This is a genomic window from Paenibacillus ihbetae (assembly GCF_002741055.1).
In the GTDB taxonomy this organism is placed as follows: Bacteria; Bacillota; Bacilli; order Paenibacillales; family Paenibacillaceae; genus Paenibacillus_AQ; species Paenibacillus_AQ ihbetae.
In genome coordinates this window covers 5,254,370-5,279,150 of sequence record NZ_CP016809.1, presented here as the reverse complement: position 1 = coordinate 5,279,150, position 24,781 = coordinate 5,254,370, and the positions used below count along the sequence as shown (strand labels likewise).

The 24,781-nt window shown below is 51.4% G+C and carries 23 protein-coding genes and 1 pseudogene; 2 read left to right on the top strand and 22 right to left on the bottom strand.

From position 1 onward, the window contains the following. Positions 1–58 precede the first annotated feature (58 nt). The 6 genes from BBD41_RS23680 to BBD41_RS23655 all read right to left on the bottom strand — a co-directional run bounded on the left by BBD41_RS23680 (position 59) and on the right by BBD41_RS23655 (position 12,845). Positions 59–1,378 carry a glycoside hydrolase family 125 protein gene (locus BBD41_RS23680; protein WP_099478975.1) on the bottom strand — a complete coding sequence of 440 codons (1,320 nt, stop codon included), beginning with the start codon at positions 1,376–1,378 and terminating at the stop codon, positions 59–61. 41 nt (positions 1,379–1,419) lie between these two features. Then, positions 1,420–3,720, bottom strand: a complete 2,301-nt coding sequence (locus BBD41_RS23675) for a glycoside hydrolase family 3 N-terminal domain-containing protein (RefSeq protein ID WP_099478973.1) — start codon at positions 3,718–3,720, stop codon at positions 1,420–1,422. A gap of 312 nt (positions 3,721–4,032) precedes the next feature. Next, positions 4,033–7,155: a glycoside hydrolase 5 family protein gene (locus tag BBD41_RS23670; protein WP_099478971.1), complete on the bottom strand. Its 3,123-nt coding sequence runs from the start codon at positions 7,153–7,155 to the stop codon at positions 4,033–4,035. Between the two features lie 6 nt (positions 7,156–7,161). Then, positions 7,162–8,541 carry an alpha-L-fucosidase gene (locus BBD41_RS23665; RefSeq protein WP_099478969.1) on the bottom strand — a complete coding sequence of 460 codons (1,380 nt, stop codon included), beginning with the start codon at positions 8,539–8,541 and terminating at the stop codon, positions 7,162–7,164. A gap of 296 nt (positions 8,542–8,837) precedes the next feature. Then, positions 8,838–10,355 (bottom strand): extracellular solute-binding protein, encoded by a 1,518-nt coding sequence (locus BBD41_RS23660; protein ID WP_099478967.1) that lies wholly within the window; start codon positions 10,353–10,355, stop codon positions 8,838–8,840. Positions 10,356–10,565: 210 nt separating this feature from the next. Beyond that, a complete protein-coding gene (locus BBD41_RS23655) occupies positions 10,566–12,845 on the bottom strand; it encodes a helix-turn-helix domain-containing protein (RefSeq protein WP_099478965.1) in 2,280 nt (759 codons plus the stop codon). Between the two features lie 460 nt (positions 12,846–13,305). Here BBD41_RS23655 and BBD41_RS23650 point away from each other — a divergent pair, with 460 nt between their 5' ends. Together BBD41_RS23650 and BBD41_RS23645 are read left to right on the top strand one after the other, a co-directional pair. Then, positions 13,306–14,232 (top strand): ABC transporter permease, encoded by a 927-nt coding sequence (locus BBD41_RS23650; protein ID WP_099478963.1) that lies wholly within the window; start codon positions 13,306–13,308, stop codon positions 14,230–14,232. A gap of 36 nt (positions 14,233–14,268) precedes the next feature. After that, positions 14,269–15,147, top strand: coding sequence for a carbohydrate ABC transporter permease (locus BBD41_RS23645; RefSeq protein WP_099478961.1), 879 nt, complete (start codon positions 14,269–14,271; stop codon positions 15,145–15,147). A gap of 112 nt (positions 15,148–15,259) precedes the next feature. Here the strand turns inward: BBD41_RS23645 and BBD41_RS23640 are convergent, their stop codons facing one another. From BBD41_RS23640 to tsaA, 16 genes and pseudogenes are all read right to left on the bottom strand, one after another. Next, positions 15,260–15,661, bottom strand: coding sequence for a zinc ribbon domain-containing protein (locus BBD41_RS23640; RefSeq protein ID WP_099478959.1), 402 nt, complete (start codon positions 15,659–15,661; stop codon positions 15,260–15,262). Between the two features lie 29 nt (positions 15,662–15,690). Then, positions 15,691–16,167, bottom strand: coding sequence for a DinB family protein (locus BBD41_RS23635; protein WP_099478957.1), 477 nt, complete (start codon positions 16,165–16,167; stop codon positions 15,691–15,693). 226 nt (positions 16,168–16,393) lie between these two features. Continuing rightward, positions 16,394–16,897, bottom strand: a complete 504-nt coding sequence (locus tag BBD41_RS23630; RefSeq protein WP_099478955.1) for a GNAT family N-acetyltransferase — start codon at positions 16,895–16,897, stop codon at positions 16,394–16,396. 142 nt (positions 16,898–17,039) lie between these two features. Continuing rightward, positions 17,040–17,531 (bottom strand): HAD family hydrolase, encoded by a 492-nt coding sequence (locus BBD41_RS23625; protein WP_237086889.1) that lies wholly within the window; start codon positions 17,529–17,531, stop codon positions 17,040–17,042. Positions 17,532–17,634: 103 nt separating this feature from the next. Beyond that, on the bottom strand, positions 17,635–18,018 hold the full coding sequence (locus BBD41_RS23620; protein ID WP_099480762.1) for a nuclear transport factor 2 family protein: 384 nt from the start codon (positions 18,016–18,018) through the stop codon (positions 17,635–17,637). An 84-nt stretch (positions 18,019–18,102) separates the two neighbouring features. Next, positions 18,103–18,690: a CDP-diacylglycerol--glycerol-3-phosphate 3-phosphatidyltransferase gene (pgsA, locus tag BBD41_RS23615; protein WP_099478953.1), complete on the bottom strand. Its 588-nt coding sequence runs from the start codon at positions 18,688–18,690 to the stop codon at positions 18,103–18,105. Beyond that, entirely contained in the window at positions 18,687–19,280 is a 594-nt protein-coding gene (locus BBD41_RS23610; protein WP_099478951.1) for a DJ-1/PfpI family protein, read from the bottom strand. Before BBD41_RS23610 ends, pgsA begins: the two co-directional genes overlap by 4 nt. Before the next feature lie 108 nt (positions 19,281–19,388). Then, complete coding sequence (locus BBD41_RS23605; RefSeq protein WP_099478949.1) at positions 19,389–19,847, bottom strand: GyrI-like domain-containing protein; 459 nt, start codon at positions 19,845–19,847, stop codon at positions 19,389–19,391. Between the two features lie 60 nt (positions 19,848–19,907). Next, positions 19,908–20,201: an antibiotic biosynthesis monooxygenase family protein gene (locus BBD41_RS23600; RefSeq protein ID WP_099478947.1), complete on the bottom strand. Its 294-nt coding sequence runs from the start codon at positions 20,199–20,201 to the stop codon at positions 19,908–19,910. A gap of 73 nt (positions 20,202–20,274) precedes the next feature. Continuing rightward, the gene (locus tag BBD41_RS23595) at positions 20,275–20,646 is read right to left on the bottom strand and encodes a VOC family protein (protein WP_099478945.1); all 372 of its coding nucleotides are present in this window, start codon (positions 20,644–20,646) and stop codon (positions 20,275–20,277) included. 78 nt (positions 20,647–20,724) lie between these two features. After that, positions 20,725–21,348, bottom strand: coding sequence for a bis(5'-nucleosyl)-tetraphosphatase (symmetrical) YqeK (yqeK, locus tag BBD41_RS23590; protein WP_099478943.1), 624 nt, complete (start codon positions 21,346–21,348; stop codon positions 20,725–20,727). Positions 21,349–21,409: 61 nt separating this feature from the next. Then, positions 21,410–21,724: a hypothetical protein gene (locus BBD41_RS23585; protein WP_099478941.1), complete on the bottom strand. Its 315-nt coding sequence runs from the start codon at positions 21,722–21,724 to the stop codon at positions 21,410–21,412. A gap of 200 nt (positions 21,725–21,924) precedes the next feature. Next, entirely contained in the window at positions 21,925–22,446 is a 522-nt protein-coding gene (locus tag BBD41_RS23580; RefSeq protein WP_099478939.1) for a GNAT family N-acetyltransferase, read from the bottom strand. A gap of 87 nt (positions 22,447–22,533) precedes the next feature. Beyond that, positions 22,534–22,986, bottom strand: coding sequence for a hypothetical protein (locus BBD41_RS23575; protein ID WP_099478937.1), 453 nt, complete (start codon positions 22,984–22,986; stop codon positions 22,534–22,536). Positions 22,987–23,018: 32 nt separating this feature from the next. Then, a pseudogene (locus BBD41_RS23570) lies at positions 23,019–23,898 on the bottom strand (class I SAM-dependent methyltransferase). A 198-nt stretch (positions 23,899–24,096) separates the two neighbouring features. Then, on the bottom strand, positions 24,097–24,558 hold the full coding sequence (gene tsaA / locus BBD41_RS23565) for a tRNA (N6-threonylcarbamoyladenosine(37)-N6)-methyltransferase TrmO (RefSeq protein WP_099478935.1): 462 nt from the start codon (positions 24,556–24,558) through the stop codon (positions 24,097–24,099). Between the last annotated feature and the right edge of the window lie 223 nt (positions 24,559–24,781).

Sequence of the window (24,781 nt, the reverse complement as noted above, 5' to 3'; positions counted from 1 at the left end):
TTTTTTCGTCAATCGAAAGAAAATGCCTTTACTTCCGTACGGTCTCAAGGCAGCCGCCTTACACGAGTCCCTTCTTCATCCCTTCCAGCACGAGCTGCGCAAACAGGCTGTTGGACCAGGCAAACCAGGAACGCGTATACTGATCCGGGTTATCGGCGTGGAAGCCTTCATGCATAAACCCGGTTCCTGCATCGGTAGCCTCCAGCATATCGAGCATCGACCGGAGCTCCTCGTCCGCTGCGGCGGTAAGACCTTGCATGGAAAGCGCCATATGCCAAATATAACCCGGCGGCGTATGCGGACTCCCGATTCCCTTGGCGGCTGTTCCTTCGTAATAATAAGGGTTGTCCTTGCTCAATACGAAACGGCGCGTATTCTGATAAATCTCATCGTCTTTGTCCGCGAAGCCCAGATATGGTATGGAGAGCAGGCTCGGCGTGCCGGCATCGTCCATCAGGCAGTAATTGCCGTAACCGTCTGTTTCGTAGGCATAGATCAAGCCATATTCGGGATGCCGGTAGGTGCCGTATAACCGGATTCCGTGTTCCACCTCTTCTTCAAGCCTCGAGATGGTGTTAACCAGCGCTTCGTCGCGGAACACCCATTTCGCGATGTCCTTCATTTGCCGCAGGGACACGACCGCGAACATATTCGCCGGGATATTATAATGGAATTCGCAAGCGTCGTCGCTGGGCCGGAAGCCGGACCAGATCATTCCCGTATAATTGACCGGCATGCCCCTGCCCTCGCTTCGAAGCGTATCGATCGGCGGGCAATTCCGGCGCTCGAAGCGGTAGTCCGAACGCTCGAAATGCCGCTGCTCGGTCTGCCAGAGGCGTATGATGCCTTCCATGACCCCCTTGAACCGCTCGTCGAAAATATCGCTCCGTCCCGTTTCCTGCCAGTACGCATAGGCAAGGCGGATCGTAAAGCAGAGGGAGTCGAGCTCGAATTTACGCTCCCACACCCAAGCCGACATCTCGGTCTCGTCATTGGCATCCCAGTGCCAGCCGTTGGCGGATTCGTTAAATGCATTCGCGTACAGGTCATGGCTTGCATACATCATATGCCGCTTCACAAGCCCTCCGATGATCCGCTGCAGATCCGGATCCTCCTTGGCCAAAGGCACGTAATGGATCACCTGCTCGACGGAATCGCGCAGCCACATCGCCGGAATGTCGCCTGTAATAACGAATGTGGTGCCGTCATCCATCAGCTTCATCGTCGTCTCCAGGGTATTCGGGAAGCAGTTCAAAAACTGCTGCAGCAGCCTTGGGCGATGCGCCAGCTTGACTCTGGCCTCCTCCATCGTCGCCTGAACAGCAGCCGGCAGCTTCATGTCCGGAATGTCAATCTTCGGGAGTTTATATTGAATCAAGGTTTGTGATCCTCCTTGTTGTCATAAATATCTTCCAGTCGCTAGCCTTCAACCCGTAAGTTCACGGCTTCTCCCCGCTTCGAATCGGGACCGACCCGAATGCGGAATTCTCCCGGCTCCACAACGGCCTTCATGTAGGGACCGATCAGCTCCAACTGCTCGGGTCCGACCATGAATGTCACCTCCCGGGATTCCCCGGCTTTCAGGAACACTTTGCGGAAGGCCTTCAGCGCTTTCTCCGGCCGGGTTACCGACGCGGCCAGATCGGAGACATACAGCTGAACGACTTCAGCGCCATCCCGAGGACCGCTGTTGGTTACGACGATCCGGACCGCAGCGGAGCCGTCAGCCGGAATAACGGCAGGCTCTACGCTCAAATTGCCGTAATGGAAATCCGTATAGCTTAGCCCGTAGCCGAACGGATATCTCGGCTCCAGATCCGTTTCGAGATAACGCTTGCCCCGGGTCCGCTTCGCATTGTAGTTGATCGGCAGTTGGCCGACCTCCTTCGGAATGGTCAGCGTCAGGCGACCGGACGGGTTGACGTCACCGAACAAAATATCAGCGATGGCGCTGCCACCCTCTTGACCGGGATACCATGCTTCGAGGATCGCCGGAATATGCTCGTCGATCCACGGCTCGGTAATCGGACGGCCGTTGATATAGACGACGACCACCGGTTTGCCGAGCTTATGGATTTCCTGCAGCAGTTCCAGCTGCACGCCCATTAAATGCAGGGTGGAGCGGTCGATGCCTTCTCCGCATTCCATATCGCTCTGTGCAAGCCCGGTTACGACCGAAGCGCCGGTTCGGAGATCGATCGTGCCTTCCCCGAAATCTCTCGCGCTGGAGCCGCCGATCGCCATCACGATGACATCGGCCTCCGCCGAGCATGCCAGCGCATGGGAGAAGCCCTCTCGGGAATCGCCTTGGATTCGGCATCCGGGCGCGTACAGAACGCGCGTGTCCGCATCCTCGCCAATGTGCCTGCGGATCCCCTCCAGCACGGTTATGATCTGACCCGGCGGCTGCGGTGAGGTATAGTCGCCGAGCTGGTTGTATGGCGCATTGGCGTTGGGTCCGATGACCGCGATTTTACCGGTCTTCGGGTTCAGGGGCAGGACATTGCCTTCATTTTTCAGCAGGACAACCCCCTCGGCCGCTACGCGGCGGGCTAACTCAATATGCTCCTCGCATCCGATGACCTTCTCCGCCCGTTCAGGGTCCGTATAGGGACGGTCGAACAAGCCCAGCCGGAATTTCATCGCAAGAACTCGGCCAACCGCCGTGTTCAGGTCGTTCTCGGTGATATGTCCCTGCTCCAATGCCTGCCGGAGATGCGCCCGGAACATCGATCCCGACATCTCCATGTCGACGCCGGCCGTGAGAGCCTGCGCCGCGGCTTCCTCCCCGGAAGCGGCTGTATTATGGCCGCTCTTCAGCATGTCGATCGCGCCGCAATCGGTGATGACGAAGCCGTCGAAGCCCCACGCTTCGCGCAGCACGTCATGCAGCAGGTACCGGCTGGACGTGCAAGGCACTCCGTCGATTTCGTTATAAGCGGTCATCACCGATTGCGCCCCCGCTTCGACGGCTTTCCGGAACGGCAGCAGATCGATTTCATGCAGCTCGCGAAGCCCCATATGGACGGGCGCTCCGTTGCGCCCGCCTTCCGAGGCGCCGTAGCCCGCGAAATGCTTCAGCGTAGCCAGCAGGCTGTCCTCCGCATCGAGGCGGTCGCCCTGCAGCCCCTGCACGGCCGCCACCGCAAATTCGGCCACCAGATGCGGATCCTCGCCGAACGTCTCCTCGGTGCGGCCCCAGCGGGGGTCGCGCACCACGTCCAGCACCGGCGAGTACGTCGCCGCGCCGCCTTGGCCGCGGGTTTCGGCGGCAACGGCGCGGCACATGCTCCGGAACAGCTCCGGATTCCAGGTGCTTCCGATCGTAAGCGGAACCGGAAATACGGTCGCGCCGATCGCCATATGCCCGTGGGAGCATTCTTCCCCGAACAGAATCGGAATGCCGAGCCGCGAATGCTCGATGGCATAGCGCTGAATCACGTTGACCGCTTCCGCCCCTTCCCGCGGGGATAACCCGTTTTCAAGCGTCACCTCGGTCCATGGATCCGCCCGCAGCGTTCCGTATAAAGAGCCGATTCCGCCTTCCGCAAGCTGCTGCTTAAATTCGTCCGTCACCCGAATCGTACCGTCATCGCTTCGGGTATAGGCTTTCCAGCCGAACGGCTGAATCAGCTGACCGATTTTCTCCTCGACCGTCATTCGCGCAAGCAAGTCTTCGACACGCCGCTCAATCGGCAATGAAGCGTTCTTATAATCCATCGCGCACCTTCCTTTTCATGATGATTGAATGTTTTAAGAATGTTTCGTTAACATCGTTATTTTTGTTAGGCTAATTCATAATAACGTTATTACCGACTAGTCTACGTTCTTTTTTATCAGCCGTCAATGCGGGATTTATAATAGCTGCACCTCAAGCCAACCAAAGCTTGGGAGCATGAATAAAGAGGCTCCCCGGCACGAGCGAATCGGCCGGCGAGCCTCCCTGAACCGAAGACGGGCAGGGCCTTTAGCCTGCCGAGCCGCTTCCTGCTTACAAAAACCGCTTAATGGTCCAGCAAAACCTTGTGCGGTCTAATGCTTGGCCTGTTGAAGCTGCACGATCGGCACTTCTTCCGGACGATATACGGTCTGTATCTGTCCTTGGGGATCGGCCGTGAACATAACGGTTCGCTCCCGTTCCAACGGAAATCGAAAGGCCGATCCGGAATCAGGGTCTCGTACCTCGATATCCGTTGTAACTCCATACTCGGAGATGAAGATGTACAGGCTGCCCCGTTCAAACGCCAGCTTGCGACCGTAAATGCCCGGCAGCCCGCCTCCTTTCAGCCACTCCAGCTCCGGCGAAACGGCGGCCGCTTGCATCGCCTCCGAATACAGCGCCTGAATCGGCTCCCAGCGCTCGTTCAGCTCGACCGGCAGCGGACACCAGATGAACCGCCCTGCATCCAATGGAACCGTAATCGGCGCAAGCTCGCCGTCCGGCTGCCCTGCGGGGCGATCCACCGCCAATGTGCCGATCTTCCGCTCGCCGAACGAAACGGCATAACGATCTCCCGCCAGCTGCAGCGCCTCTTCCCGAAGAACGTTCGCATGAATCGTCTCTCCAAGCTCCGACTGCAGACGCTGGTGTGCCGGTCCCCAGTACGCATCGGTACGGAGCGGTCCGCTCCAGAGAACGGTGCTCCCGGCTCTTGCCAGCCCGAGCAGCTCTTCGAACGCGGCATCGTCGAAATTATGGGCGCTTGGCACGATGATCAGCTTGGCCGGATACCGTTTCAGATCGGCCAGCTGATATTCGCCGATGCCGCGCGGATGCACATTCATCCCGAAGGTAAGCGTACGCATGGCTCTTGTCGTTGCTTCATACGCCAGCTTGCGGCTCGAAAAATCGTTCGAATACGGAAATACAACCGCGATCTCCTCCAGCTGCCGGTTATCGTCAAGTATGCCGGCCGCTTCGTTCATAAAGCGTCCGAAATCATAGGACACATCAGCCTCCGGCTTCTGCGTGCCGTCAGCCCGAAGGGCTCCGATGTTGGATTCGTTGGCGTTATCCATGAAGTAATTGATATTCCAAATCCACTGCACGGCCCCCGCTCCCCCGGTCGAAAAAGCGTAGGCATACTTGCGCTCCAGCATATTGCGCAGCTCCTCTTCCGTCCGCTTGGCAATGCCGTCGGGACGCTGCACGTGCATGATACCGGTCTCCTGGACCAAATTCGGCTTGTCCGGCGTCTTCGTGAATACGCCGTCCCATGCGAGATGATCGTTCTGCCACCAGGAATGGACCGTCGTATAATCGACGGCGGGGCCGTAGAAGGACGGCGACGGACGCTGGGAGCAGATGCCCTCATCCTGCCCCACCGTAACCAGCTGGTACGGATCGCAGCGCCGGATCGTTCCGATCAGCTCGGAGGCCCAGCGATTATGCATGTCCATCGTGAACAGCGTGAAGTCCAGCCACGGTCCCCATTTCTTCGGCTGCAGCACGCTGTTGAACAGCTTGTCGTCCGGACTCGGAGCGATGGCTGCTTCGAACGAAGGAAGCTCGCCCGGCGTCATGTTCCAGCGCTCCTGGAGCAGCGCAATATCATTGCCGTGCCGCTGCCGGAGCCACTCGGCCCATGCCTTCCGCTCGAACCGGTCTCCGATCGTGACGGGACCTTCAAAGATCCGCTTCGGATCAAATAGCGACGGCTCGTTGATCAGGTCCCAATGCACGTTGGTCGTCCCCCGGTGTCTTGTCACGATGGAAGCTACGAATCGCTTCTGCGCCTCTACCGAGCGCGGGTCCAGGTAAGGGTTCACGCCTTCCCATGCTTCCGGTGCAAACGAGAAGAAGGTAAAGGTCACTTCCAGCTCATGCCGTTTGGCCGTCAGAATAAAAGCGTCGATCGCCCGCATCACATCCTCGGCCGCATGGCCGTCGGCGAACATGATCATCCGGTATCCCGTCCATATCCCCGTCCGGACTAGATTGATGCCGGCCCGCTTCATTTCGGCCATATCCGCATCCCAACGCTGCACGTTCGGCAGATGGAGGAACTTGCGCGCAACGTCGGATGTCATATACGTCATACCGACGATCGGGACGGTTCGGCCGCCGCGGCGGAAATAGTCGCGGCCGCACTCCAGCCGATCCCCGGCCTGCAGCAAGGAGCGGTCGACGCCCCATACCGCCTGGGTCAGATGGCGCCTTTCTCCGGACTCGGAGACGGCTTCGCACGTGATCCGGTAAAGGCCCGGTTCCAGCCGCACGGGGATGGATAAGCGTAGCTGCTGCAGATCCCGCTGCGGCGCGCCGGCTTCGGACCTCGCCTGCCCGGACCATTCGGGCTTGCCGGAACCGTCCTTGATGAGGCGTACCTCGAACTGCCATGCCTGAGCCGGAACGGACGTCCGCGACAGCGCCTGCAGCTGAATCGTCACTTGCGGCGATTCGCCCGGCTCATATGCGGCATAGTTCGGCTTCAGCCAAAGCTCGGTCACGCCTCTGCCGGCGTAGTCAGCCAGCTCCCGCAGCGCGGCCGCACCTTCCGCTTCCCAGAACATGGCCTGCAGCTGCTGGTTGATCAGAATCCAGCGGCCCCCGGCATAGTCGCCCTTGTGCTGCTCCAGCATCACCACCGGTGCGCAGCGCTCACGCCGATCTCCGTCCTCGCCGATCAAGAGCGGCGAGATAACGGTGTCCATGGGACCGCATGCCCCCATCTCGGCGGGAATATCGCTTGCCTTGGTTGGATGCAGCGTCAATCCCCACGTCGGTTCAATGCCGAACAGCTCCTCACGTCCCTGCAAAATCGGAAATTCGGCAGATGCCTTCAGCTTCCTTACCCGCGACACATCCACCGCCAGCGCATCGTGAATATCCATCCGCTGATGATAAGCCAGCTGTTCGCGTTCGGCATGCCACGATCCGTTCAGCTCGCGGACCGGCCGCCGAAACGGCACGCCACCCGCATAGACCAGACCGCCGCCGTCCTTCAAATGGGATTCGATCGCCTCCCAAGCCGCTTTTGGAAAATACGGCCCGTGAAGGTGAATCAACGTATCCCAGCCGCCTTCCGATAACCGACCGGCTAACGTCTCGGCGCTTGCGACCTCCGTCCATTCCTTCATCCGCTCCAGGGCGTCCGCGGTTGGCCGCTCGCCCGCATACGGGAACTGCTCATCGTAAAATAACAGCGTTCTCATGATCCTTTACTCCTTTCCGGCTCCGTCTCTCGGCTGGCCGTCGGCGTAGACGGATGTCCCGCGCGTTCTCGCCCAATCGGCAATTCGGGATGGATCTCCCATCCACAGACGCTCCCGTCCCCACTGGTTCGTCTCGGGCCTGCTCTCGCATTCGATGCGGATGACCGGAAACAGCTCGCTCGGACGCTCCTTCGGCAGTCCTTCGATCCAGAGCACGTCACCCTCCTGCCGGAAATCCAGCTCCTGTCCTGTCGTGAGCAGCGTTACCCGGTTTACGGGCGTGATGAGATCCGCCAGCCGCAGCACCGGTCTTCCGTCCCAGAACCGGATAATGAGATACAGATAATTGCCCTTCATGGTCTGCCGTCCGTAGGTAATAAACTCGGTCAGGTTTCCGCCGTCCGAGCCATAAATCGCCTCACCGTGCACCTCCAGCCATTGCCCGATCTTGAGGGCACGCTCCACGAACGCAGGAGGCAGCTGCCCATCCGGCTGCGGCCCGACATTGAGCAGGAGATTGCCGCCCACCGTGCCGCCCTTCTCCGCGCACTCGCACAGCATGTCGAGCAGTACATCGGCCGGACGCCAGCGTTCGCCGTTCGTGTAGCCCCACAGCCGCCACGTCGTCACCTGACTGGACTCCCAGAGCCGCTTCTGGTCCGGGACGATGACATGCTCGGGAGAACCAAAATCGCCGAGCACCTCGGAATCCCCGGAGCCGCCGCCTCCGTCTGCATGGAGCTTCTCCTCCTCGGACAGCCCGAGACGGTTATTCACCAGGATGTCGGGCTGAATCGACTTCATCCGCTCCACCAGCTTCACGCTGTCCAGGTCCTCGGCCGTTCTCGGCCACACCCCGTCGAAGAAGAAATGATCGATGCGTCCGTAATTCGTGACGAGTTCTTCCACCTGGGTATGCAAATATCGCTTCATGACCTCCCAGCCTTCCGGATCCTTCTCCGGTCCGTCGAAATAGGCCGGGATCCGCCAATCGATCCAGGAGTAATATAAGCCGACCCGGAGCCCCTCCGCTCGGAAGGCGTCGGTGAATTCCCGGACAAGATCCCGGCCGGGAGCCTGCTTCGCGCTCGAGTAATCCGTCGTGGCTGTATCCCATAGGCAGTATCCGTCATGATGGCGCGTCGTCAAGCATGCATACTTCATGCCGGCCTTCCGGGCCGTGTAGGCCCACAGCTCGGCGTCAAAAAACTCCGGATTCCACTCGCAGGCCCTCCGTGCATATTCGTTCTGGTCCAGATGCTCCCGAAACAGCACCTGCTCGCCGCGCCCGTATTGGGCATACGGCCCGAAATGAATGAACATGCCGTACCGGCTTTCCGTAAACCATTTCCACCCTTCCCGGATGGCTGGCGCCTGATTGGTCATTCTTCATGTCCTCCTTAAGGCTGATCCGCCGCTAGGCAGGTCAACCGCGATTATGATGGGGTCGCCTCGAAAAGAGGCTTGGTATGCCCTTTACTCTATCCCGTAGAGGCCTGTCTTGAACACTTTACTTTTGAGGGAAAACTTCGAAATTGGTCAATATCGATCGATTGAAGTCTCATTTCCAGGCAGCCTGCTTCATGATTCGCACCAACCCAAAAAAATCCCTCGTCCGGCTGAAGCCGGGCGAGGGATTGCCCTGTTCCTGATGGATGCATCGCACCCCGGGTGAGGAGCGATTATTGCTGACTCGCTCTCCATTCATCGAATTGCCGCTTGTATTCCGCCACGACCTCGTCAAGACCCGCAGCCTTCATGGAAGCAAGCATTTTGTCGTAACCGTCCTCGTATTTCACGACCCCGTGCATGACCGGATAGACGCTCGTCTTCAACTCGGCAATGCAGTTGGCGTACTGGGAGGCGACATTCGTTGGATCAAAGGTGAAGCCGATCGTAATACTGTTCACGGCATCGTCCGCGATGGTTGTACGGCGTTCCAGACGCGCAGGGTCGGTATTCGTCGGATACCGGTTCATCTCGACGTGACCAAGCAGCCAGTAAGGCAGCTCATACGTCGGAGAACCGTTCTCGTTCTTGGCGAGATAATCCTTGGTATTCTTGCCGGTATCCTTCCAATGCACGTCCTTCACGCCGCTCTGCACGAGATCCATGTTCTCTTGGCTGCTGTATACCCAATTGAGGAACTGAATGGCGGCTTCCGGGTGCGGAGACGTTGCCGATACCCCGTTCGAGTTCCGGATCGCATACGATCTGAACTTCGGCTGGTCAGCCAGATAGTAAATATCCAGCTTGGCATCCGGGAAGGTTTGAAGGATGGCGTCGCTCAAGCCGACATCCCCCGGACGGTACAGATAACGTCCGGCCAGCTCTTCCTGGTTGATGACTTCCGTAGGCGTCGTCAACAGATCGCTCATGATCAGTCCGCGCGCATAGGCTTCGTTCATGTACTGCACGTCTTTTTTGAACTCCTCGGTCTCAAGCCAGGACTTCACGTTCCCTTGCTGGTCGATGTAGATCATGTTGTCGGCCACCGTAAACGGATAGGTGTCGTAGGTCGTGTGCAGGAAGTAGGCAGGCTCCTCCAGCATTTTGATATATACGTTCTTGTTGTCCTGCGGCCAGTTCTTCTGCAGAGTCTCTGCCGCATCGAGCAGCTCCTCCGGCGATTTCGGCGGCGTCAGGCCATTGGCCTCAAGCAAATCGGTCCGGATCGTGAACATGCCGTCATTATAAGCGGTGTCCGCCCAGAAGTTCGGCACGTAGGTGATCTTGCCGTCGATTTTCGCGGATTCCCAGATCCAGTCCGGCATGGAGGCTTTCAGCTCGGTGCCGTATTGGTTCAGGAGATCGTCGATCGGAATGATCCCGCCCGTCCCGGCAAGCACGGTCGGCCCTTTCGTATCGTGCATGATGGCGATCAGCTCGAATTCTTCGCCTGTGGACATCATGAGGTTGGTCTTCTGATCCCATACGTCCCAGGCGATGTACGTCGGTTCATACGTAAGGTTCAGACCGTCGGCCTCAAGCTTCTCGTTAATCGCTTTAACCGCGGTATCCAAATCCTGCGGCGCGGTGCCCGGGAGCAAGTACCGGACGGGCAGCTTCTTCTCTCCGCTGCTCTCCCCGCTTGCGGAGCCCTTCTCCCCGCCGGCATCTCCTCCGCCGGAGCAGCCCGCGATCACGGAAATGATGAACATCGCGGCCAACCACATTGCTAGCGCTTTCCTTTTTTTCATGCCTGTCTCCCCCTGACTTCATTTGGTTTGGTCTTGCGGTACGGTTCCTATCTTAAGGAGACATCGGCGACTGCGTATACTTCAAAATGATCGATTTCGCCATTTTAAAACGCTTGAAGAGGCTGTCCAATAAGTCCTCTATCCATCATGAACCAGGTCAGGAAGCCACCAGAACTTCAATTTTTGAAAATGCACTATATACGCGATCCGTCACTGCGCTTTTTTCGTCTCAATCGCATGCTGGCTTCGGAACTGCGCGGGCGAGATTTGGTAATGCTTTTTAAACAGCGTATAGAAGTAGGTCGTATTCAAAATGCCCACCTTCTCGCTGATCGATTGCACCGACTCCTCGGTGCTCACGAGAAGCTCTCTGGCTTTCTCCAGGCGGACGGCATTCAAGTAATCGTTGAACGACAGCTCGCAATGCGCCTTGAACAGCTTGCCGACATAACTTCGGGACAGCTTGACCTCGCCCGCCACCTGCTCGAGCGACATATCCGGCCTTGCATAGTGCTTGCGCACGTACATCTGAATGAAGTCCACGACCTCGGCATGCCGCACCGCGCCCGACTCCTCGGACAGGCTGCAAAGCCGCAGGGCGAGCTCCTTCAAGGCATCCGCGGTTTCCTGCAGCGTCTGGAAACGGGTAATGCGCCGCGTGAAGCCAAGGAACAGCTCCGCACTCTCCCGGCTCTTCACCGTGTGGACATTGAGCTGCTTGTATAGACCGCCGATGAACTGATTCATGAAAAACATTACTTCGTGATAGTTGTAATCCCGGATCTCCTTGATCCACAGGTCGATTTCCTTCTCCAGCTTGTCCCGCTGCTGAAGCTTGATGGCCTCGATGATCCGCTTCTCCCGCTTGTCCGGATACTGCGCATCGGACCGCTCCTTCTCCGCGGCGACGACCGGATCGCAATGGAACAGCCTGCCCTTGCCTTCGAAAAACCGCTGCCGGAAGCAGGATTGCGCGTAATCGAACGACTCACGCAGCTCCTCGTACGTCTGCGCGGCCGTTCCGATTCCTACCGTGACGGATACGCGGAGCGTACGGAGCATTTCGCCCTGCAGCTCCTCCAGCATGCCGGTTACCCGGATCGGCGGCCGGTTCTGCTTGATCGGCAGAATAACCGCTACGACGCCTTCCCCGACCGCGGCCACCCACGCTCCCTCCGGCTCCAGCATCTGCTGGGCAGCCCGGGCGACGGCGGCGCAGGAATACGACTGCAGCTTCCCGTCCTCACCGCCGGGCGAGCCGTCTTGGCTATCAAGAAGGAGGGCCGCCGCCAGGAAATACGGCCCATTGCCGTCCCTGGCCAATCGCCGGAATGCCGTCTCATCGCCGCCGCTGAGCAGCTGCAGCACCTGGGCCTCTCGGGCGACCGAAGCTTCCGATTCCATCGACCGCATTCGTACCGTCATCTCTGCGTAGGTCGTATCGAGGATAGCGAATTCGTTGATTTGACGGCGGTTTTCCTTCATTTTCGGAAGGGGGATCATCTTCTCCAGCAGGTGGCGAATCGGATTGTACGCGTGATGGGTCAGCCAGATCGACAGGAAAATGCTGACGACAAAGCAGGCCAACGCAAGGATCAACGCCGTCGTTCGCAAGGTCTGCATGTTGAACAGCAGATTTTGATATTGGCTCACGCTGATAAACGTCCAATTCATATCCTTCGATTTGACGTAGGTAACGATGCTTTTGCTGCCGTCGATGGAGCGGGTGAAATAGCCGCTTTCCGAAGTGGAGGACAGAATGGACTGCACATACGATTCCTGCGAAATATCCTCCATGAAGCGGGCCCGGTCCGAATGGGTAATGATCGTTCCTTGATCATCAATAACATACAGCGAATCCACCGCTTCGTTCCGGTATCCGCCAATGAGCTCCTGTATGGTGGAGGTGCTCATGTTGATCACGATGGCGCCTTTGGAGCTGAGCGGCGAATAGTAGCTCGGAAGGAGAACAAAGGTCAGCACGTCTTCGCTTCGGCTTGGCGAACTGGCGACCGATATCCTGCGCGGGAAGAGGTGAAAGTACGTCGTATTCTTGCTGTTGATCTTCTCAAGCAGCTCCTTCTCCTGCTCTTTGGTAATCCCTTTCGTGTTGAGATACGTATTATTCGAGCCGTTATAGATTCCGATGGAATGAATGAACGGGTACGTGGACTGAATTCGGTTCAGCGTGACGAACACGCCGTACTGCTTGAGCGGATCGGCTTTTTTATCCAACAGAGCGTTCACGATCTCCTTGTCGCTGAGCAGCAGGTTGCCGACATTATAAATCTGATCGCGGATGACGCTGGATACGGCGCTGTTCTGCTTCAGCATGGACTCGGAGATTTTTCCTACCTCCTTCGCGGTGCTCCAGGAGAACATCGTAAACAGGACGACGGTTACAAGCGCAATCATAGCTGCCGTAAGCAAAACAAAACTGAGAAACATGTTGCGGTACACTGCATAACGGAACAATCGCTGCCGGATCATATTCTCCCCCCTTGCCATTTGTCTTTTATGAAGCATGGACTTCCATCTGATATCCAACCCAATCGCTGTCATTATATGTAATATCCATGTTAGATTAATGAAGCAATCAACCCACCGGATCTCTGGGCTCGGATCCGTATTTTACTCTCATCTTACATTTGCAGCGTGCATACATCAATATGAAAACGCATTCTTGTATTTCAAAGCTTTCCCCTCCATCATGGGCTCACCCGCTCAAATCCCTTATAAAATCAGGCTTTTACCGCTATTCTTTCAATCTGGAGGCGCAGACCTGAATACGAAAATTCGAAGTTTTTTCCCGTTTTTAAAGTCCGCTTCCTGCCTTCCATTCCGCTCAAACCCCATTTTCATAGTTTACGGGTCACGGCAACTCTCTTTACACTCGAAACAGAACAGCTGACGCTTGCAGCCCTATCATAAACGAAAGGACGTGCCTCCTATGAAAAAAAGCCGCTCCGGCTTTCTGCGTGAAATCCGCTCGAACGGCTCCGCGTACCTGCTCATCGTACCGGCCGCCATCTATACGCTGGTCTTCGGCTATTTCACGCTCCCGTACATGCTTATCGCGTTTCAGAAATTCAACTTCAAGACCGGGCTCTTCAACTCGGACTGGGTCGGCTTTGACAATTTCAAGTTCTTCTTCTCGTCGCCCCGGGCATGGGAAGTCACCTTCAACACCCTGAAGCTCAACTTCTTGTTCATTATCGTCGGCACCATTGCCGCTATGGCGCTGGCTATCCTATTCAACGAGCTTCGCAGCCGCTGGTTCTCCAGGGTGACGCAGTCCACGATTTTGTTCCCGCATTTCTTGTCCTGGGTCATTGTCAGCTACATTATTTACAGCCTGCTGTCGACGGACTACGGCATCCTGAACCGGATCCTGGCGTTCTTCCACGTTGATCCGGTCAACTGGTATGCATCGCCCCAATATTGGACATGGATCCTCACGATCGCGGCGGTCTGGAAGGACCTCGGGATGAACCTCGTTATCTATCTGGCCGCCATCACGGGCATCGACGACAGCTATTACGAAGCAGGACGGATCGACGGCGCTACCCGCTGGCAGCTCATCCGTCATATCACCATTCCGCTCATGCTGCCGACCGTGTCCATTCTGACGCTGCTGGCGCTCGGCAAAATTATGTACGGCAGCTTCGATATGATTTATGCCATCGTGAAGGACAACGGCCTCCTGTATCCGACCGTCGATGTCATCGACACGTACGTTTTCCGTTCCCTTCGCACCATCGGGAACCCGGCACAGGCGATGGCTGTCGGCCTGTACCAGTCTGTGGTCGGCTTCATCCTCGTGTGGGGCAGCAACAAAATCGTGAAGAAGGTGAATCCGGACCATGCGTTGTTCTAATACGAGCCGGAACCGTTCGGAAAGGAGCGAAAACCGATGACGTCCAGTCCTAAATTGTTCAACACCGTAAACGCCGTTCTGATCGGCATCATCTCCATCCTGTGCATCTTGCCGATGCTGCTCGTGCTCATGGTGTCCTTCACCGATGAAGCCAGCATTAAACAATTCGGCTACCAGCTGTTTCCGACCGAGCTGTCGCTCGATGCCTACAAATTGCTCCTGTTCGGCAGCACACCGCTGTACCGGAGCTATATGATCTCGATCTTCGTCACCGTGGTCGGCACCATCCTGGCCGTAACGATCACGTCCATGGCCGGATACACGCTTGCCGCCAAGCACATCCGTTACCGCAACCGGCTCGGATTGTTCTTTTTCATCACGATGGTGTTTAACACAGGGCTTGTCCCTTGGTACCTCATTAACCTTAATCTTGGATTGAACAACACGATCTGGGCGCTGATCATTCCATCGCTGGTATTCAATCCGTTCAACCTGTTTCTTGTGCGCAATTATATGTCCCAGATTCCGGCATCCCTCACGGAGGCTGCGAAGATCGACGGCGCCAGCGATTTTTATATCGCATTCCGGATATTCTTTCCGCTGTGCATGCCCGTCCTTGCGACGATTACGCTGTTCTACGGCATCGCCTACTGGAACAACTGGTTTAACGCCATCATGCTCGTGGATAATGAGAAGCTCTACCCGCTTCAGTACCTGCTGTTTAAACTGAACTCGGAAATCAGCATGATCCAGCAGATGCAGAGCAGCGGTGCCATTCTCGGCACCCAGACGCTGCCGCAGGAATCGGTCAAGATGGCTACCGCTATTCTAACCATCGGTCCGGTCGTGCTGTTCTATCCGTTCCTGCAGCGGTATTTCATCAAAGGCCTGCTGATCGGCTCGCTGAAGGAATAGGGCAGTGATTGATACAATGGCTGCTCAGATACAAAAACAAGGGCTAACCGCTATGGCGGTTAGCCCCTTTATGTCGTATTGAATGAGACGGGAATGAACAGCGAAAGATGCCTCATCCTGCTTCAATCTCATTTCCGCACTTCGGACAATATTGGTACAAATCATTGTCGATGGATCTTCCGCAATAAGGACAAAAGTTGAAATCACCTTGGGGAACCGGCAAGTCGCCCTTATGATCCTGCCTCGAATCTTGACCAACATATCGATCGAAGGGATCTGGTTTGTTGTCCGTAATATCGTACACCGACATGCGGTTAGCGCCCGTCGCATTTTTATAATGAAATATCCCTTGGACAATCGCGATTCCGACAAAAACGATTCCGAATATGACCATAAACACAGGAGCTCCCATATTCGCCGCCGAGATCGTCCAGAACACGCCGAACAGTCCAACAACAACGCTTCCAGCCGCTCCCATGGCTGACGGCCCTCGTCCCGGCTTTATGCTCCGCATCTACCTTTAACTCCTCTCTTCGTTACGCCTTACTTCATTAAAAAGGCAATGTAATCCGTCATTACCCCCTGATAACCGAAGGACCGGAGCATGGTCGTTATATTGCCTCGGTGATAGGTTCCGTGATTCACGACTTGTTGAAGGATCTCGGCGATTGAATTTTCCATTTGCCGTCCACTTGCCATCGTATACGAGACTTTCTTCTCCGTATCGCTCAGCGAGGATACGTAATCGCGGATTTGCGACTGTAATTCGTCCATCTCCTGACGCGCTTCCTTAAGATCCGTAAATACTTTCTTTGCGGGGATCGAGTCCTGTTCTTCTTTGATTCTGTTAAACCATATGTTATCCGCAGAGACAACGTGACTAATCACTTCGGCAATGGACTTAAATCCCAAATCGACTTCCCTTAAGAAGACTTCGCCTGGCAGCGTGTCAAGATGATCCATCACCCGTTCGTTCGCCCATACGTTGTAATCATATAGTTGGACCAGCTGTTTGTTCATCCCTATCACTCCTTGGTGAGAATCTATTAGTATTCCGACTATTGCTAAACCACCCCGTCCTTAGATGCTCTTATTTTGGGCTGAGGTGGTTGTGGTTAGAGCTTCTTCCGTGATTATACATCCAGAGGAGCCAGCGGAAAATGGATTTCTCACAAAAAAGAAGATAAATCGGGGCGTTCTACTCCCTCTATTAAGCAAATAACTCCTGCTTCATGATCGAAGGATCCTACAGTCTAAGTACCATCCACTCCTCATCAAAGGATTGGCCTTCGAACTTAAGGGCATTTCGCTCTAATCCAAACGTTTGAAATCCGATGGACTGATATAATTGCTTAGCAGGATGATTTTCGGAAACGACCGTTAAATTAATCTGTTCGACCCCTTCGACCTCTCTGGCTCTTCGAATCAATTCCTCCATCAGTTTTCTTCCGACTCCCATTCCCCTCTTCTCGGGAATCACATACATTCCAAATACATTGCCCTTGTGTAAAGTCTTGATTCCGCTCTCGCGCATAAAGGTTACGATTCCAACTAGTGATCCATCCTCCTCAAAAGCCCCTAAAACAAATTTATCCCGACTCGGCTGTATTCTTTCCGATACCGTTTCCAGAGAGAACTTCACTTCCCGATCGTAGGTGGAGCCAAACGCATGGGGATCCCTTCTTAGCCCGTCTAGTCGAACCTCTTGATATGAGGGAGCATCCGCTCCATTTAACACGGAAATCTTCATGATCTTCTGCCTCCTTGCCTTCTACTTCTCGCAGCGTATTCCAGAAAGGATCGGCTCTACTTGATGGAGCCATTGATGCTTATTGTCGGCAAGTAGAGTGTTCCAGCCGAGCTTTATAGCGGGGATCAGATTCTTTTCTTGATCATCGATATAAAGAACTTATGGGATGGGCGGCGCCATAATCATCAAAACATTCTGCGACATGGTGATATATTTGGATGTCTGGCTTGGATAAGCCCACCTGATTAGAAATGGTGATGCTTTTGGTATAAGGCTCGATTTGGTCAAGAACCGGCTCCAGCCATTCCTTACAATGATTGCTTAAAACATGAATATCAGCGATTTGGCTCCACTGCCCTAAGGAGTGAATGGCAGGAAGCGGCTCCAGTGACTGAATCAGCAGCTTCCGGGCCTCTTCTCTATTCACCCATTTGATGCGGTTGCATAACCAAATCCAAAAATCGTCCTCCCTGAGCTTCCCGGTCCAAAGATCTTTTCGCACTTCGTCAAATTGCTCTCGAATACGCTGAAATGAAAGTCCAGACTCTCCGCATATTGCAAGCCAAAAAGTCGATGAAAAATTGCTCACCAATACACCCGCTAAATCTAATACGAGCTGAGGCTTACCATTCACGATCTCCGCCCCCTTTATTTTATATGTAACCCTTTGAAAAAGAGATTGGGGGAGCATGGATCCTGCTAATCATCGCGTCCCGCTTGTTCCGCTGCATTGCGGTCTAACTATAATCTTCAATGACCCTTAGCTTGTCATCTTGCACAAGAAATATCGATCTTCCTGTAAGTTTTAAAGATTCCCCGGCTTTCATCCCATTCGGCAGATCCACAGCCAATACCCCTTCGTAATCCACCTCAATCTCAGCCTTATCACCAGTAATCGTGATCTTCTTCATAGTCTGGCATCTTTGTGAGAATATCGTCAGCGACTGTTCAGCTAAGGCACGGAAATGCTCGATCCCTTTCGTTTCCGTATCTACTACACCGTTATGTACATTTCGAAATTCAATGTCATCATGCAGGAGCCTGATCATTCCTTCAATATCAAAGGAGTTATAAGCATCCAAATAATTTTCAATGAGCGATTGAATTTGAACGTCCCCCATAAGAATATCCCCTTCCCCTATCAAATAACATTTGGAAAATGTTTCGTTCTGTGGCGGAGGCGGAGCCCCCATTGGGCACCTTCCTTAGAGCTCCAGCTTTAATGCCTTATAATTATTTCTCATGTACAGATATCCTGAATAAACGGTTAAGATGACCGCCATGAACAACATTGTATAATCAACTCTAAAGCTTGTGATGTATGTAAATGGATAATTCCTTAGGAGCACAGCTGCAATTCCGATAACTTGAAGGGTTAGCTTGAGTTTCCCATGCTGATCAGCGGCAAGCACGATTCCTTTCGCAGCAGCCATGATGCGAAGCCCTGAAACAAAAACCTCTCGCCCGATAATAACCAAGGCAATCCATGCCGGGATCAAACTTTGTGCGACCATTACGACCAAGGCAGCTGAAACTAATAGCTTATCTGCGAGTGGATCCAATAATTTGCCCAGATTCGTAATCTGGTTATATTTGCGGGCAATATACCCGTCTAATTTATCCGTAACCGATGCCATAATAAAAATCGATACAGCCCAGTAAACCCCATACTCGTTCAAATATTGAAAGACTATGGATTGATTCACCAACCAGGAGGGATACGGCTGGCAGGCCAAGAAGAACAGGGGGATCAAGCCAATCCTTAATAACGTTATTTTATTGGCAAGATTCATGTCCCAGCCTCCACTTCAACGATGCCAACGGCCGAATAAGGATAGTCAATCTGCTTCTTTACCAAATCCGCAGCTTCCGTTCCAGCGAATAATTCAATGACATAGACCCCTAAATCGATAGATGTCGCTACGCCTCCTGCTGTTATAACTTTACCATCCTTCACAATCCGGGACTTGACTACTTCCAAGCAGTAAGGTTCCAGTAGGCCATAAACATTAGGATGGGTGGTGGCTTTCTTATTCTTCAAGAACCCTGCTGCCCCCCACAACAAGGATCCGGTGCATACCGAGACTTTGTACTCAACGGATTCGGCGGTCTTGATCCAATCCATGAAATCCTTGTCATGTATGAGCTTTCTGGTTCCCTTTCCTCCCGGAAGGAATACGAAATCATATTGGGATAAATCAGGCCTGATGACATTCACCTTTACCGTCATTCCAAGTTCATCCGTAACCTCCTCGGTCAAACCGCAAATATCCCACGTTGTTCCTTGGGACGAATCAAACTGATTAAGACGAAAAATCACGTCATAGAATCCAACAAAGTCTAGAAATGTAACGCCGTTAAATAACACTAAGGCGATTCTCATCATTCCCCCCCTCTCTTATCGTCCGGCTGCAGGAGCAGACCAAGGCCATATAAATCGGATTGCTTTTGAACACATCAGTGCCTGGAATCTAACCTTCATCATCCTGCATTATTTAATGGTGTCATATAAATCAACTTTAATATCATTGATCCCGTCATGCCCCCATTCATCTGATATCTCCAGATGCCATGCCCGATGAATCCGCTCGAATTGATGATCATCGATCCATCGATGCAGCTGCTCATAGGTGCTTCTGATTTGATGATTGGGTCCTTTATGAGTGATAACAGCATATTTTTGTTTGGGGACCACTAAAGAAACCATGCCTTCAGGGATCTCATTAATTTCACTTACCTCGACACATACCCAATAACCATCTTCCTCTTCGGAGTAATCTCCAACAATAAAAGCCCCTACAAGTCTCGCCGGATGGATAACTTTTTGGATTTCGCCCAGCCTGTACCTGAGCATGACAGAAGCTTTGGGGATTTCATTGGCATATTGATCACCAGGACAGACTACCCGTATTCCAACCAGCTTTTTTTCATCAAGCTCGACTACTTTCATGGAAGGACCTCTCTCCTAATCGCGTTATTCAACCGGACCTTTTACCTGATCAATCATTTATTACAATTGTATATCCTCGTAATGCTCAACGACCGGGAAGGGATCATAGTAATGGTGCAGCAGTGCTTTCCATTGTTGATATTCCTGCGACTCTCTAAAACCAACGGTATGATCCTCCAAGGACTCCCATCTAACGAGTAATATATATTTGTTCTCCACTTCCAGGCATTTTTGAAGCTCGTGATGGATATAGCCCTTCATACTAGAAATAATGGTTGATGCTTTCCTAAAATCTGCTTCGAAATCCGCGCTAAGTCCTGGTTTTACGTTTAATATAGCCACTTCAAGGATCATGCGATTCCCCACCCTTTTTTTTACTTCATTGGACCTCGTTTATTCACTTCAGTAAGCCGTTAAGTCACTCATTTTATTGTTCTTCACAAAGCATAATCCGATTTCCTTCACTATCATTCACCGCAAAGAACCTTGGACCATTAACTCCTTCAATAGGCGATACAATATCTACTTTAATGGATTTCATAAACTCATATGTTGCTTCAATATCATCCGTATCGAAGAAGAATAGATGATTTTCGCTTGGCTTGATCTCATCCCGATGTATGCTGTCGAGCAACAGGCTCGTATTTCCTAATGGAATCGAATAGATCGTTTTCGCATCAGGAGCTGTGTTTCGGGTATACTCTTCAGCTTTGGGTAACCCTAGGATTTCCCGATACCATTTAACCGCTCTAGGCATATTATGAACAATGACAAATACCGCTCCAATTTGTTTTTTCACCGGACTAAGAGTCTTCGTATAATCACTAGCTCCTTAGGATCGTTTTGGTAAAGATTGTTTTCCCATTCATCGAGCCAGCTACACCAATTGGACGTTAACTCTTAATTCCTCATACGCATCTGCCAGCCAAGGATGAATCACCTTCAAGGTTTCTTTTCGTTCCCATAAGTAATTGATATATGTAAATGCGCCGTGTGTTAGGGATTCCTGTAAATTCTTTTTCAGTTCAATTAGATAAGGAGGCGTTCCTTTCTGATCCCAGGAGATCTTGTCGGCGACAAACAAAACCTGGTCAAGCAACGTCGAATTGGATCTCAATGTGGTATGGCAGCCAACTGCATTTAATATGCCTTCATCTGTAATATGAAAGATTTGCTCCGCCATTACCTTCGAGATTTTCTGGTGAATTATCATTGGATATTTTTCTTCTTCAGGTAATACGTCAATGGATAATTGTCTTGCTGCATCGATTCTGGCATGGTTCGGAAAAACTACGCTAATGTCATGTAACCAACCTGCCGTCTCAGCCGCGACGGGATCGGCATTAAACATTACAGCAAGCCTCCTTGACTCTGCCCCGACATCCAAACAATGCTTAGCGGTTTCTGAACACTGATTGAGTGTAAGGAATTGCTGAATATCTGTCTTCAAATCCCCTGTAAAATGGATATGTTCCGTCAATGGCTTGAAAATAGAATGCATCGTTGGAATCCCTCCCATGATATATATAACTAATCGCCTGCTCTACTTTTGTAGCTTACATTTAATTCGAGTCTAACACTGTGATGTCAATGGCTTCCAACTCATGCAGGTGGCCTTTGATAGGTTGAACCCAGAACTCTATCTTGTTTCCAATATTGCCTTCCAACTCTCCTGCATCGATTAATTGTTTACGGTCACCATCTACCATACGAAAAATTCTGGTCCTTTTAGTGATACTTATTATTTCTACGGTCGTTCGGTTCGATTGCTTATATTCATCAAAATAGTCTTTTGGAGTAGGAGACGCATTTACGAGGGTAACGGTGTGGGTGACGCCGCTCTCTTTAGATGCCTTGTTGTTTTCTTGATTAACCACGCTTAGTAATTCACCCGAAAACTTTTGAAAGAACTCTTCTTAATCTTCTTGTTGACCTGAACATCCGCTTACTAGAATGGCTAATAGTACAATTCCTATTAAAACGAATTTAGTTTTGAAGTTCATTAAAACAGCTCCTACAACAGTCACTCATATTCATGAACCATAACGTACAGCTTTTTGGCCTGTGTAAACACTAATTATGCTTTTTCGAGCATGTTTGGCGAGAATTCCGTCGAATAGTTCATCACCAGAAAATCAATTTCCTGACCCGAAACCTTACTCTTGAATAACTGTCCTTTAATAAACCCAACACGTTCATACACTTTAATGGCTCGTTCATTGAACGCTGCTACAACTAATTGGACATCCGATTTATCATATTCTTCTTTGATAAATTGAAGACTGCTCATTAAGAATTTCTCACCGTATCCCTTCCCCGTCAGTTCCGGTTTTAGACCTAGGCCCAAATCGATGTATTGCTCGTCATTATAGATGCCAATTAGGTAACCTCCCGGTACACGTGCCGAGTTTCCAGTGCATATATATCCTACTAATTCATGTGTGTCATCTAATGCATAGTAGTAGTCGCCATTCATAAGCTCAGATATATCGTCAAAACCTCCCTCCATACTGTATAGCGAGTAAGGCTCTTCATATGTCCATTCGGCGATTAATGAGGCGTATTGCTCTGTCATTTTAAAATACTGAAATGATGCCATATTCAAGCTTGCTCCTTCACATATATTTCCTAAGTACTTCCTCATCCCAAACTTGCACCATGCTACATCCTTCTTATATCAAGTTTTCTAGCCCTTTATTTCTTGAATCATAATCCCTTCGATTTCCCTAATCATTGAAATTTCCTCTCGATCTGTTGTTTTGATAAATCCTAAATTCTCGTGGGCTGTTGTCATTAACCATACTGTGTTGTTCTTAAAGAAGCATAGATCCTCTAACAATTCAGGATGTCTCCATCGATAAAGCCCGTTCGCCTTATTGATTAACAGCTCTTCCAATTCAGGCTTGCAATCGAAGTAATATACGTCCGCATGATGCCCCAATAATCGGGTTCCCGGCCATTCCTCTTGTTTCTTCACCGTTTTAACGTATAGCTTTAGTTCTTCGATCAGTACTTCCGTCTTCTTCGTTAATTCTAGTTGATCTCTTTTAATTAAAATGAACTCATCACAGATATTAAATGCCAATGATATAAGCTGCTTATAAGTGCTTCCTACGGGTTCTTCAAGGATCTGTATCATTTCCACGTCTCCTAGATTCTGGTCGTGATAAATTAAATTTTTACCACGGTTCCGAAAGATATCTTCATATTGGGGGCGTAGACTAACCAGGATTCATCCGTAAACCGTTGTGAAAATGCTGCTTCAGCTTCATATTGCTCCTTGGCTTTAGTCTGGTTAAATCCTCTAGATAATAAATTGTTCATTACTTCTGTAATGTCATCGGGTTCTTGTCCCAAGCCCTCTTCCTTTAAAGAACGATACAGCAAGCTTTTCCCTTCATCGTTCATGTTTTGGTCAAGAAAGTTAACCTTATCGCTAACCCTGCATCCAACGTTTCTTAAGCCTAGCTGGCTTAGCAGAATCGGTATTTGGATACCTTATTGCCGTCCTTCCCCGTACGTTTGCGATCTTGTTCAAATAACTCCTGTAGAATACCTAACGGATTATGTCGCTTTGCTCGATTCCATCCAGATAATAATTCGACATATTGCCAATCCAATGCGGTTCGAAGCAGATCACCATTCCGTTTTCCTGCACACTGTTGATCATCTTCTGCACGATTCTTTCAGGATCGGTCATATGTAGCAAAAAAGCATGACTGATTGCGATGTCATACTTCTTTTCAAATGGAGTATCCTCTATATCACACACGATAAACTCGGAATCATATGGAAGCTGCGCGTATATTTCATTGGCATGTTTAATTAAATCTATGCCTTTGTCGACTCCGGTATATGTTGACCCTTTAGGGAGTATAGGGAGAAGCTTTAGTCCCATGTATCCGAAGCCGCATCCATAATCGATGATCTTTACCGGTCTATGAATCTGCCAAACGCGCTGAACTAGAAATTCCAAATAATCATCGTTGTAATACAACCATCTGGTATTTCTTAGATATTCAATTTGATGATCCCAGAAATATTCAGACATACCATGCTCCTCTATTGTTCCTTGTAAAAAAAGACCCAGCCATAGATAGCTCATATCTTAGGCTGGGTCTTTGGTTGACTGTAATTCTTTCTATTATACATCTGTCTTATGTCATTACCAAGCATTTTACAACAAAATCTGGATGAGTGTAATTTCCACAGTTCCGACGTTTGATGTGTTGGTAGTCAGGGTTTTATTTTAACCCCAATAATCTTCCATTAGCTTCTTAGACCATTCCGGCTGCTTCACTTCACGGTTGGGAAGAAACTCCCTCATAACAGGTTTAATATCCATGATGGGCGTACCATCAATTGCATCCAAATTTTTAACGATCAATTTATTGTGATGATGCTCCAGCAATTCTACCGTAGTCAATCCTAATTTATTCGGTCTGTTCTTTCCACGTTGGGCAAATATCCCCACCATGGGAAATTCCTTATTATTTCGTGGATGTCTCGCCTCATATTGAATTTTGTCATCCGCTACTTTATCGAAGTAAAAAATAATCTCCAAATGTGAAAATTCGTCTATTCCTTCAAGCGATGACGCATTTAAATCATCAACCAGCTCAATTTCAGATACAATGGAGCCCCATTGATCATCTTCAATTTCCGTTCGCGAATTACGCACATAAGCAATTGGTTTAATGATGAACTCCATAAATTAGCCCAACCTTTGATTTGAATTGAAATAATTATACCATGTTTTGGAATCCCGCATCGACATCGTTTCAGCTTATGTACTACAGCACCGGACGGTTAGCCTTAAGATTCCAGTGTCTCGAACACGCTGTATTTCTTGAAATCATTTGCAATGGGATGCGGCAGGTAGTTTCTCACCTCAGAACTGGTTACCCACTTATAATCACTATGCTCGTCTGAGA

Excerpts from the sequence above, each read along its gene's own strand:
- BBD41_RS23610 (WP_099478951.1), bottom strand. The coding sequence starts at position 19,280 with ATGAGAATCGCCTTAGTGTTATTTAACGGCGTTACATTTCTAGACTTT.
- BBD41_RS23665 (WP_099478969.1), bottom strand. The coding sequence starts at position 8,541 with ATGACCAATCAGGCGCCAGCCATCCGGGAAGGGTGGAAATGGTTTACG.
- BBD41_RS23580 (WP_099478939.1), bottom strand. The coding sequence starts at position 22,446 with ATGGCATCATTTCAGTATTTTAAAATGACAGAGCAATACGCCTCATTA.
- BBD41_RS23660 (WP_099478967.1), bottom strand. The coding sequence starts at position 10,355 with ATGAAAAAAAGGAAAGCGCTAGCAATGTGGTTGGCCGCGATGTTCATC.
- BBD41_RS23635 (WP_099478957.1), bottom strand. The coding sequence starts at position 16,167 with ATGAACAAACAGCTGGTCCAACTATATGATTACAACGTATGGGCGAAC.
- tsaA (WP_099478935.1), bottom strand. The coding sequence starts at position 24,558 with ATGGAGTTCATCATTAAACCAATTGCTTATGTGCGTAATTCGCGAACG.
- BBD41_RS23620 (WP_099480762.1), bottom strand. The coding sequence starts at position 18,018 with ATGGGGGACGTTCAAATTCAATCGCTCATTGAAAATTATTTGGATGCT.
- BBD41_RS23655 (WP_099478965.1), bottom strand. The coding sequence starts at position 12,845 with ATGATCCGGCAGCGATTGTTCCGTTATGCAGTGTACCGCAACATGTTT.
- BBD41_RS23600 (WP_099478947.1), bottom strand. The coding sequence starts at position 20,201 with ATGATCCTTGAAGTGGCTATATTAAACGTAAAACCAGGACTTAGCGCG.
- BBD41_RS23650 (WP_099478963.1), top strand. The coding sequence starts at position 13,306 with ATGAAAAAAAGCCGCTCCGGCTTTCTGCGTGAAATCCGCTCGAACGGC.
- BBD41_RS23605 (WP_099478949.1), bottom strand. The coding sequence starts at position 19,847 with ATGAAAGTAGTCGAGCTTGATGAAAAAAAGCTGGTTGGAATACGGGTA.
- BBD41_RS23630 (WP_099478955.1), bottom strand. The coding sequence starts at position 16,897 with ATGAAGATTTCCGTGTTAAATGGAGCGGATGCTCCCTCATATCAAGAG.
- BBD41_RS23675 (WP_099478973.1), bottom strand. The coding sequence starts at position 3,720 with ATGGATTATAAGAACGCTTCATTGCCGATTGAGCGGCGTGTCGAAGAC.
- BBD41_RS23645 (WP_099478961.1), top strand. The coding sequence starts at position 14,269 with ATGACGTCCAGTCCTAAATTGTTCAACACCGTAAACGCCGTTCTGATC.
- pgsA (WP_099478953.1), bottom strand. The coding sequence starts at position 18,690 with ATGAATCTTGCCAATAAAATAACGTTATTAAGGATTGGCTTGATCCCC.
- BBD41_RS23640 (WP_099478959.1), bottom strand. The coding sequence starts at position 15,661 with ATGCGGAGCATAAAGCCGGGACGAGGGCCGTCAGCCATGGGAGCGGCT.
- BBD41_RS23670 (WP_099478971.1), bottom strand. The coding sequence starts at position 7,155 with ATGAGAACGCTGTTATTTTACGATGAGCAGTTCCCGTATGCGGGCGAG.
- BBD41_RS23575 (WP_099478937.1), bottom strand. The coding sequence starts at position 22,986 with ATGATACAGATCCTTGAAGAACCCGTAGGAAGCACTTATAAGCAGCTT.
- yqeK (WP_099478943.1), bottom strand. The coding sequence starts at position 21,348 with ATGCATTCTATTTTCAAGCCATTGACGGAACATATCCATTTTACAGGG.